6 protein-coding genes and 3 pseudogenes are annotated in these 8,749 nt (G+C 75.7%); 6 read left to right on the top strand and 3 right to left on the bottom strand.

From position 1 onward, the window contains the following. Window positions 1-70 precede the first annotated feature (70 nt). The 4 genes and pseudogenes from SSBG_RS27430 to SSBG_RS27415 all read left to right on the top strand — a co-directional run bounded on the left by SSBG_RS27430 (window position 71) and on the right by SSBG_RS27415 (window position 4,521). Entirely contained in the window at window positions 71-1,072 is a 1,002-nt protein-coding gene (locus tag SSBG_RS27430; protein ID WP_008749303.1) for a sporulation protein, read from the top strand. A 258-nt stretch (window positions 1,073-1,330) separates the two neighbouring features. Further along, a complete protein-coding gene (locus SSBG_RS27425; RefSeq protein ID WP_008749302.1) occupies window positions 1,331-1,555 on the top strand; it encodes a twin-arginine translocase TatA/TatE family subunit in 225 nt (74 codons plus the stop codon). 87 nt (window positions 1,556-1,642) lie between these two features. Next, window positions 1,643-1,991 (top strand): annotated as a pseudogene (locus tag SSBG_RS32920) (ArsR/SmtB family transcription factor). Continuing rightward, window positions 1,984-4,521: an HAD-IC family P-type ATPase gene (locus tag SSBG_RS27415; RefSeq protein ID WP_050776832.1), complete on the top strand. Its 2,538-nt coding sequence runs from the start codon at window positions 1,984-1,986 to the stop codon at window positions 4,519-4,521. The pseudogene SSBG_RS32920 and the gene SSBG_RS27415 overlap by 8 nt, the downstream one beginning before the upstream one ends. Here SSBG_RS27415 and SSBG_RS27410 read toward each other — a convergent pair. After that, window positions 4,512-6,047 carry an LCP family protein gene (locus SSBG_RS27410; RefSeq protein ID WP_008749300.1) on the bottom strand — a complete coding sequence of 512 codons (1,536 nt, stop codon included), beginning with the start codon at window positions 6,045-6,047 and terminating at the stop codon, window positions 4,512-4,514. The two genes, SSBG_RS27415 and SSBG_RS27410, sit on opposite strands and share 10 nt — an antisense overlap. Before the next feature lie 147 nt (window positions 6,048-6,194). On the opposite strand from SSBG_RS27410, the pseudogene SSBG_RS36265 reads away from it, so the two are divergent. Further along, window positions 6,195-6,287 (top strand): annotated as a pseudogene (locus tag SSBG_RS36265) (twin-arginine translocase TatA/TatE family subunit); the annotation flags it as partial. 168 nt (window positions 6,288-6,455) lie between these two features. On the opposite strand, the gene SSBG_RS27405 reads toward SSBG_RS36265, so the two are convergent. Further along, window positions 6,456-7,085, bottom strand: a complete 630-nt coding sequence (locus tag SSBG_RS27405) for an MBL fold metallo-hydrolase (RefSeq protein ID WP_008749299.1) — start codon at window positions 7,083-7,085, stop codon at window positions 6,456-6,458. Then, window positions 7,085-8,170, bottom strand: a complete 1,086-nt coding sequence (locus tag SSBG_RS27400) for an S-(hydroxymethyl)mycothiol dehydrogenase (protein WP_008749298.1) — start codon at window positions 8,168-8,170, stop codon at window positions 7,085-7,087. Before SSBG_RS27400 ends, SSBG_RS27405 begins: the two co-directional genes overlap by 1 nt. Window positions 8,171-8,347: 177 nt before the next feature. Between SSBG_RS27400 and SSBG_RS31810 the strand changes: the two are divergent. Beyond that, window positions 8,348-8,749: pseudogene (locus SSBG_RS31810) on the top strand (hypothetical protein); the annotation flags it as partial.

Below are 8,749 nucleotides of genomic sequence, written 5' to 3'. Positions count from 1 at the left end.
CTATACGGGACCGCAGCGGCGCCGCCCGGAGCGCGCGCCGTGTCCCGGATGGTGCTGGAGGATGTGCGCGATGGTGTTCAAGCGGCTGCTCGGTGCGCTCGGCGCGGGCGGGCCCTCGGTCGACACGGTGCTCGCCGGCGGGCCCGTGCTCCCGGGCGGCACGCTCACGGGAGAGGTGCGGCTCGGCGGCGGCGAGACGCGGGCGCTGGTCGAGGACATCACCCTGGAACTCCTCGCGCGCGTCGAGGCCGAGGGCGAGGACGGCGAGCACGAGGGCGGGGTCGTCTTCGACCGCCACCGCGTGTGCGGTGGATTCACGCTCGAAGCGGGCGAGGAACGGGTCCTGCCCTTCGCGCTCGCGCTGCCGTGGGAGACCCCGACGACCGAGCTGTACGGGCAGCCGCTCGGCATCGTCCTCGGCGTGCGCACCGGGGTCGCCCTCGGCGGGGCGCGCGACAAGGGCGACCTGGACCCGCTCGTGGTGACCGCGCTGCCCGTGCAGGAGGCGGTGCTGGATGCCTTCGGGCGGCTCGGCTGGGGCTTCCGCTCGGCGGACCTGGAGCTGGGCAGGATCGGCGGTACGGGGCAGCGGCTGCCCTTCTACCAGGAGATCGAGCTGACCCCGCCGCCCGTGCTCGCGCACGCCGTGAACGAGGTCGAGGTGACCTTCCTCGCCTCGGAGTCCGGCGCCGAGGTGGTCCTGGAGGCGGACAAGCGGGGCGGCCTGACGGGCGGCGGCCACGACGCGCTGACGCGCTTCACCGTCGCGCACGCGGACGTGCCGGGGCTCGACTGGACGAGCGAGGTGGACGGCTGGGTGACCCACCTCCTGGAGCACAGCTCGGCCTACGGCGACCACGGCTCGTACTACAACCACACCGACCCGTACGGCGGGCACGCGGGACACCACGAGTGCCACGGCGGGCACGGGGCCGGGGCCGCGGTGCTCGCGGGCGCCGGCGGGCTCGCGGCCGGCGTGGCGGGCGGCCTCGTCGCCGCCGAGGTCGTGGACGAGGTGGGCGACTGGATGGAGGGGGACGACGAGGGCGGGGACGACGGCGGGGAGGAGTGAGCGGCCGTTGTCGGAGGAGTGGGCGCGCGCTGTCCGGGGAGCGGGCGCCCCGCGTCCGGGGAGCGGGCGCCCCGCGTCCGGGGAGCGGGCCCGCGTGGACATCGGGCCGCTTTCCCGGGAACGGGACCCGTCCGGTGAGGAGCGGGGCCCGTCCGGTGAAAGGCCCTCTTCCGCTGCTTCCACACTGCTGTAGATTCTGGCCAGGACGCCGCTCCCCGGCGTACCGCGCGAAGCCCTCGTCCCCCAGGAGCGCACCCCGTGTTCGGACTCAGTGAGCTGGCGATCCTGCTCCTCGTCGTGATCGTGGTACTCGGCGTGAAGCGGCTGCCGGGCCTCGTGCGCTCGGCCGGGCGGGCGAGCCGCATCCTCAAGAGCGAGGCGCGTACGCCCGGGCCCGCGCCGGTCACGGACCCCGCCGACCCCAAGCTGATCAAGGCCCGCCCCGGCGACTGGACCCGCGAGCCGGAGGGGCCCGCCGCCTGAGCGGCCCGCCCGGCGCTGCCTACACTTGACCGGCCGGGCGGACCCGGCGCGGGGCGCCCTGGCGGGTCCGGCGGAACGGAGAGCGGTGTGAGCGGGCACGGGAGCGGCTTCGCGGGCGAGCCGCCGGCGGAGGCACTCGACGCGGCGGCGACGGTCTTCGGGCTGCTCGCCTCACCGGCCCGCCTGCACCTCGTCTGGGCCCTCGCGGGCGGCGAGAGCGACGTGACACGGCTCGCGGAGCGGCTCGGCGGGGCCCTGCCGGCCATCAGCCAGCACCTGACGAAGCTCAAGCTCGGCGGCCTCGTCGGCTTCGCAACGCGAGGGCCGCCGCCAGGTGTACTACCTGCGCGATCCCCGCGTCGTGGAGCTGGTCGGCGCGCTGCTCGCCCCGGGGAGCGAGGCCCCCGCCGCACCCGGGCGGTCCCTCGGTGCCTGAGACGGCCGCGCCGCTGCACGTCCTGCGCCGCCTGGAGTCCTCACCGCGCGGTCTCACCGAGGAGGAGGCGGCGCTCCGCGCGGCACGGTACGGACCCAACCTGCCGCCCGCGCCCGCGCTCACCCCGTGGTGGCGGCTCGCCCGCCGAGGTCTCGCCGATCCCTTCACCGCGGTGCTCCTCGCGCTCTCGCCCGTCTCCGCGCTCGTCGGCGCCTGGGGCACAGCGGCCGTCACCGCGCTCCTCGTCGGCCTCAGTCTCCTGCTGCGCGCCCTCGGCCTGCGCCGGGCCGAGCGCGCCTCGGCGGCGCTCGGCGCGCTGCTCGGGGACACGGCGGCGGTACGGCGCAGGGCGCGCCCGGAGGCGGCGCCCCGGGTGCGGGACGTGCCGGTGGCCGAACTGGTGCCGGGGGACGTCGTGCTGCTGGGCCCGGGCGACCGCGTACCCGCCGACCTGTGGTTGCTGCGGACGCGCGGGCTGCGGCTGCGGGAGGCGACGCTCAGCGGCGAGTCCGACGCGGTGCCGCGACGGACCGGGGACCCGGGGGGCGCGTCGCTCGGCTCGACGGTGGCGAGCGGCACCGCGACCGGGCTCGTGACCGCGACCGGGAGCCGGACGCGGCTGCTGGGCGCCTGGGATGGGCCGCCCCGGCCCGTGAGCGCGTTCGCCGCCTCGGTGCGCGGGGTCGCGTGGACCCTCGTCCGGTTCATGCTCCTCGTGCCGCCGCTCGTGCTCTGCGCGGACGCGGTGGCGCAGGGGCAGGGGGCGCAGACGCTGCCGTTCGCCGTCGCGGTCGCGGTGGGCCTCACACCGGAGATGCTGCCGGTGGTGGCGACGCTGGCGCCCGCGCGGGCGGCGCTGCGGCTGGCGGCGGAGCACGGCGTGATCGTCAACCGGCCCTCGGCGCTGCACGACCTGGGCGCGGTGGAGGTGCTGTGCGTCGACAAGACCGGAACGCTGACGGCGGACGAGCCGTGCGTGCACGCGAGTCTTGACGCGTACGGAGCGCCCGACCCCGAGCCCTTGCGGCTCGCGGCGGTCGCGGCCGGGTGGACGCTGGAGCTGGGCGAGGTGCCGCGCCCGGCGCCGCTCGACGAGGCGCTGCTCGCGGCGGCGGAGGCGGCGGGTGCCGATCCGCTGGCGCCCGAGGGGCTCGCCGCGCTGCCCTTCGACGCGGAGCGGCGGCGGGCGGGGGTGCTTCTCGCGGAGCCGGGGGTGCCCGGCGCGTGCCTGCTGGTGGTGAAGGGGGCGGTGGACGCGGTCCTGGAGCGGTGCGCGTTCGGGCCCGGGGAGCGGGCGCGGGCCGAGGCGCTCGCGGGGCGGCTCGCCGGGGAAGGGCTGCGGGTGCTCGCGGTGGCGACGGCGCGCCGTGCCGCTCGGCCGGGGCGGGGGTACCCGCTCGCCGGGGAGCGGGGGCTCGCCCTCACGGGGTTCGTGACGTTCCGGGACCCGCCGGTGGCCGGGGTCGCCGGGGCGTTGCGCGAGCTGACCGCGCTCGGTGTGGAGGTGCGGGTGCTCACGGGTGACCAGCCGGGCACGGCGGCGCGTGCCTGCCGGGACCTGGGGCTCGATCCGGGCGAGGTCGTGGACATGCGGGCGCTCGCCGGGCTGCCGGAGGCGGAGCGGGCCGCGCGGGCGGCGGGCGGGCGGGTCTTCGCGCGGTGCGCGCCCGAGGACAAGGCGTGGCTCGTGGCGCGGGCGCGCGCGGCGGGCCGCGTCACGGGTTTCCTCGGTGACGGCTGGAACGACGTGCCCGCGCTGCGCGGGGCGGATGTGGGCCTGTGCCCGCCGGGCGCGGTGGCGCTCGCGCCCGAGCACGCCGATCTCGTCCTCGGCGGCAAGGACCTGGGCGCGGTGGGGCACGCGGTGCGGGCCGGGCGCGGCGGGACGGCGACGGTCCTCGCGTATCTGCGGGCGGCGCTCTCCTCGAACCTGGGCAACGTCGTGGCGATGCTCGTCGCGGGGCTGCTGCTGCCGTTCCTGCCGATGCTGCCCGCGCAGGTGCTGGCGCAGAACCTGTGCTTCGACCTGGCGCAGACCGCGTACGTGCGGCGCGGGGTCGCCGCGCGGCCCTCCGCCCGGCCGGTGCCGCTGCGGACACGGGCGCTGGTGCGGCAGATCCTCGGGCTCGGGCTGCTCAACGCGGCGGTGGACGTGCTGCCCTTCGCGGCTCTCGCCCGGGGCGGGCGGGGGGTGACGGGCGCGGCGTGGGAGTCGCTGTTCCACTCGGGGTGGTTCACCGAGAACCTGCTCACGCAGGCCCTCGTGCTGCTCGTGCTGCGCCCGGGGGCGGGGCGGGTGCCGAAGGCGTTGTGGGCGGCGGTGGCGGGCCTGGTCGTGGTGGGGGTGGCGCTGCCGCCGGGCCCGGTGGGCGCCGCGCTGGGGATGGGGGCGCTGCCGTGGCGCGTGTGGGGCCCGGTGGGGGTGCTGATGGTGGTGTACGGACTCGCGCTGCGGTGGATGCGGGACCGGCTCGGACGGGAGCCGGGCCGGGAGGGGCGGGCGGGCGGCGCGCGCGGGGCTCAGCCGTAGGAGAGGTCGTCGCAGGGGTTCTCGTCGGCCGAGCGGGCATCGGAGCCGACCGGTTTCGCGGGGGCCGCGGAGCCGGGGGCCATGGGGGCGGCGGCCGGGTCGTCGGCGTAGCCGCGGCCGAGGGTGACGGTGATGCCGGGGGTGCCGCTCTCGGTGAGGCGCGCGCCGGGGAACCAGCGGGCCGTGGTCGTGGCGGACTTCTTCTCGCCGGGGCCGTAGGCGATGGTCGTGGTGGCCGCGGTGAGGTCGGCGGCGTTCCCCGTCGAGGCGATGGTGAATCCGCTCCCGCCGAGGATGCCGGCGGCCTTCGCGGCGAGTCCGGGGACGGTGGTGCCGTTGCGGACGGCGACGGTGATCCCGGCGCCGGTGACGGGCGCGGCGCTCTCCTCAGCGTCCTTCCCGCCGTTCTTGGCGTCGGCGGTCCCCTTCTTCCTCTGCTCCGGGTCGGCGAGCGGCTTGTCAGCCTTGAGCGCGGCCCAGAGGCGGTCGGCGTCGGGCTGGACGATGGCGACGCGTTCGCCCTCGTACCGCCAGGGGACGGTGACGAACTTCGTGTTGTGGAGGTCGACGTTCTTGAGGGAGAGCGCGAAGGAGAGCATCTTGTCGGCCGAGCCGAGGCCGGGGTCGACGGTCATGGAGCCGGTCGCGGCCTCGGCGAGGGGCAGCAGGCGGGTGGGGGTGAGGCCCCTCTCCTTGACCTTTTTCAGGAGGGCGGAGACGAAGGCCTGCTGCCGCTTGATGCGGCCGATGTCGGAGCCGTCGCCGACCCCGTGGCGCAGCCGCACGTAGTCGAGGGCCCGCTGCCCCGAGACCTTCTGGAGCCCTTCGTGGAAGACGAGGTCGCCGCGCGTGGGGCGCTTGGGGCTCAGGTCGCGCTGGTAGATGTCGTTGGGCAGGCAGACGGGGACGCCGCCGACGACGGAGGTCAGCTCCGAGAAGCCGTTGAAGTCCACGACGACGGTGTGGTCGACGCGGAGCCCGGTGAGCTTCTCGACGGTGTTCTGGGTGCAGGCCGGGTTGCCCGTCTCGGTCTGGCCCACGGTGAACGCCGCGTTGAACATCGTGTTCGGCTGCGGCTCGCTCCAGCTCCCGTCGGGCAGGCGGCAGCGGGGGATCTCCACGAGGGTGTCCCGGGGGACGGAGACGGCGACGGCGTGCCGGTGGTCGGCGTAGACGTGGAGCAGGAAGGCGGTGTCGGAGCGGCCGATGTCGCCCTCGCCGCCGCCGAGTTCCTTGTTCTTCCCGGCACGCGTGTCCGAGCCGATGACGAGGATGTTCTCGCCGGGCCCGGTGTCCTCGGGCCGTTCCTTCGCCACTCCACTCTGGTCGAAGGTGCCGATGTCACCGCTGAGCTTGAGCCACACCCAGCCGAAACCGCCGCAGGCCAGGACGGCGAAGGCGGCGAGGACGCCGAGGCCTTTGAGGAGCCGGGAGCGGCCCTTCGCCTGCGAGCGCCGGGTTCCGGACCCCCGCCGCCCCGGCCGGGGAGCCGCCCCGCCCCGCGCGGTCGCTTCCTTGTGCGTCATGCGCGTACCTCTCAGTGGCTCGTTCCCCGCGCGGACGGCCGGCTCCTGACCGGCTCCCCCCACAGCTGTACAGTTGCGCAATGTAGCAAGCTTCCCGGGGTGCGCGCGCCGTCCCGCCCCCCGCTCCCGACCCGGAACGAGGCGAACATGATCCGCAACGGACTCGAACCCTGGCACCTCCTCATTCTTCTTGTCGTGGTCGTCCTGCTCTTCGGTTCCCGGAAACTGCCCGATACCGCGGGAGCGCTCGGCAAGTCCCTGCGCATCCTGCGGAGCGAGACGAAGGCGCTGCGCGCGGAGCCCGGGTCCCCCGAGGCGGGAGGGGACCCGGACCCCGCGCGCGGGACCGGTCGAGGCGCTTCGGCCGGGGCGGCGGCCCGCCCCGGCGCCCCTACGGCCGGCTTCCCGTCAGTGCCCGCGGGCGACCCACTCGTCCAGGTGCGGGGCCTCGGCGCCGATCGTCGTGCTGTCGCCGTGCCCGGTGCGCACCTCGGTCCCGGCGGGCAGTCCGAGGAGCTTCCAGCGGATCGACTCGATGATGGTCGGGAAGTCGCTGAAGGAACGCCCCGTGGCCCCGGGTCCGCCCGCGAAGAGCGTGTCCCCGGTGAAGACCGTGCCGAGCGCGGGGGCGTACAGGCACACCGCGCCGGGCGAGTGGCCCGGCGTGTGCAGCACCGTCAGCTCCGTACCGGCGACACCGAGGACCTGGCCGTCCGCCAGTTCGCCGTCCGGCAGTATCCCCGGGTGCGTGAGCTTCCAGAGCGGGACGTCCTCCGGGTGGAGCAGCACGGAGGCGTCGGTGACCTCGGCGAGCGCCGGGGCCGCGTCGATGTGGTCGTCGTGCGCGTGGGTGCACACGATCGCGACGACGTGCCGGTCCCCGACCGCGCGGGCGATCGCCTCGGCGTCGTGCGCCGCGTCGATGACGAGGACCTCCTGGTCGTCGCCGACGAGCCACACGTTGTTGTCGACGTCCCAGGTGCCGCCGTCGAGCGAGAAGGTGCCCGAGGTGACGACGCGTTCGATGCGTACGGCCATCAGAGGATCACCACCGAGCGGAGCACGTCGCCGTCGTGCATCTTCGTGAACGCCTGCTCGACCTGGTCGAGCGCGATCGTCTCGGTCACGAAGGCGTCGAGATCCAGGCGGCCCTGCCGGTAGAGGTCGATGAGCATCGGGAAGTCGCGCGAGGGCAGGCAGTCCCCGTACCACGAGGACTTGAGCGCGCCGCCGCGCCCGAAGACGTCGATGAGCGGCAGGTCGAGGCGCATCTCGGGGGTCGGGACGCCGACGAGGACGACGGTCCCCGCCAGGTCGCGGGCGTAGAACGCCTGCTCGTACGTCTCGGGGCGGCCGACCGCCTCGATGACGACGTCGGCGCCGAAGCCGCCGGTCAGCTCGCGGATCGCCTCGACCGGGTCGGTCGTGCGCGAGTTGACGGTGTGCGTCGCGCCGAGCCGCCGGGCCGTCTCCAGCTTGCGGTCCTCGACATCGACCGCGATGATCTTCGACGCGCCCGCGAGCCGCGCGCCCATGACGGCCGCGTCGCCGACCCCGCCGCAGCCGATCACGGCGACCGAGTCGCCGCGCGTGACACCGCCCGTGTTGATGGCCGCGCCGATGCCCGCCATGACCCCGCAGCCGAGGAGCCCGGCGGCGGCCGGGGACGCCCCGGGATCGACCTTGGTGCACTGGCCCGCGGCGACGAGGGTCTTCTCCGCGAACGCGCCGATGCCGAGCGCCGGGGTCAGCTCGGTGCCGTCCTCCAGCGTCATCCGCTGCTTCGCGTTGTGCGTGTTGAAGCAGTACTGCGGCCTGCCGCGCTCGCAGGCGCGGCACTCGCCGCACACCGCGCGCCAGTTGAGGATCACGAAGTCACCGGGCGCGACCTCCGTGACGCCCTCGCCCACGGATTCGACGATCCCGGACGCCTCGTGGCCGAGCAGGAAGGGGAACTCGTCGTTGACCCCGCCCTCCCGGTAGTGGAGGTCGGTGTGGCAGACCCCGCACGCCTGGACGCGTACGACCGCCTCGCCGGGCCCGGGATCGGGGACGGTGATGGTGGCGATCTCGACCGCGACCCCCTTCGCCCGCGCGATGACGCCCTGAACCTGCTGTGGCATGAGTGCCGCCTCTCTCATCTCGGCCTGTCCGGCCTGCCCGGGTCCCGCACGGAATGCGCGGGGCCCGCGACAGCAGGAATTCTCCCTCAACACCCTCTGCCCACCGCCGAGGGGGAGTCTCCCGGCGGGTCCGCGCCGCTCCCGCTACCCTGGGGGCTTTCGGCGGGCGGGGGCGGCGTGCGGGTCGGTACGGCGAGGGAGGCGGCCCGGGACTGGGTGGCGCGGCACGGGCGGGCGCTGCCGGGCTTCGCGGGCGCCTACCTCAGCGGTTCGACGGTGGGGCTCGACGCGGCGGCGACGCTCTCGCCGTACGCGGACGTCGATCTCGTCGTCGTCCTCGACACGCCGCAACCCCCGCCTAGGCCGGGCAAGTTCCGCTACGCCGGGGCGCTCCTGGAAGTCACGTGCGAGCCGTGGGCCGCGCTCGCCTCGGCGCACGACGTGCTCGGCGACTACCACCTGGCGCCGCCCCTGGCCCGCGCGGACACCCTGATCGCGGACCCGGACGGACGGCTCGCGGCGCTCGGCGCCGAGGTCGCGCGCGGTTTCGCGCGTCGCGGGCACGTCCTGCGCCGCTGC

Origin of the sequence: Streptomyces sp. SPB074 (genome assembly GCF_000154905.1) — a bacterium.
In the GTDB taxonomy this organism is placed as follows: Bacteria; Actinomycetota; Actinomycetes; order Streptomycetales; family Streptomycetaceae; genus Streptomyces.
Note: the sequence above shows the minus strand (reverse complement) of the source record. Positions and strands in the feature narration are given on the sequence as shown.